The 687-nt window shown below is 41.3% G+C and carries 2 protein-coding genes; both read right to left on the bottom strand.

The genetic code is table 11. The features are described 5' to 3' along the window. Positions 1-95 precede the first annotated feature (95 nt). Positions 96-329, bottom strand: a complete 234-nt coding sequence (locus tag MICAI_RS15965) for a hypothetical protein (protein ID WP_002779205.1) — start codon at positions 327-329, stop codon at positions 96-98. Between the two features lie 6 nt (positions 330-335). Continuing rightward, positions 336-560 (bottom strand): hypothetical protein, encoded by a 225-nt coding sequence (locus MICAI_RS27235; RefSeq protein WP_369751915.1) that lies wholly within the window; start codon positions 558-560, stop codon positions 336-338. Between the last annotated feature and the right edge of the window lie 127 nt (positions 561-687).

The raw sequence follows: 687 nt of genomic DNA, 5'->3' as shown, positions 1-687 counted from the left end.
ATCACGCTATATTTATAGAGGGCGATCACTTCTAAGGTCAGTATTGCAGCTTAAGTCGTTTATTATCAGCAACGCCCAGGTAATTTACTCGCTATTTAAGGGCGGACTGCTAATAACTGGACTTGTACCGTTTCAGGAAGTTTTATTATGACAAAATGATTTTCTGGATACAAATAATCTTCACCAGATTCGTCAATCACTCGCAAACATCCCACCTCTTGCGCTTCAGCATCAGGTAACACTTGATAAAGTTTACAAACCTCTAAATCTCCGCCTTCTTCAGCGGTAATACAGATAGCAAATTCAATGTTAGATGCTGGTGTTTGCATAAATATTTAGTCCAAAACTCGTTTAACTTTCATTTTTCGCCGACCAATACCATGAGACTCATACCAGTGTAGTTCAGCTTTGCGGATTTCTCCATTAGGAAATTGAACTAAGCCGACTCCTTTTAGCTTTCGCCATCGACGACCCCCAAACTGCGCTTTTAGCCTTCTGAGTTCACGAATAGAGAGGTTGACGGCGATAATCTCGGCTCTCCCAGCTTTGGTGGGTAAAATGTATTCTAAGATACATTTCTCCTAGCGAGGGGGTGGAACGAACCACAAAGACACAAAGGACACAAAGATCGATCGATCCTATGTCAATTAAACTTATCACACAGAACCTAGAAGAGCCAAAAAAGGA

Source organism: Microcystis sp. T1-4 (assembly GCF_000297435.1).
GTDB lineage: Bacteria > Cyanobacteriota > Cyanobacteriia > Cyanobacteriales > Microcystaceae > Microcystis.
Note: the sequence above shows the minus strand (reverse complement) of the source record. Positions and strands in the feature narration are given on the sequence as shown.

Bases quoted from the DNA above. Each gene is read 5' to 3' on its own strand.
- MICAI_RS15965 (WP_002779205.1), bottom strand. From the start codon at position 329: ATGCAAACACCAGCATCTAACATTGAATTTGCTATCTGTATTACCGCT.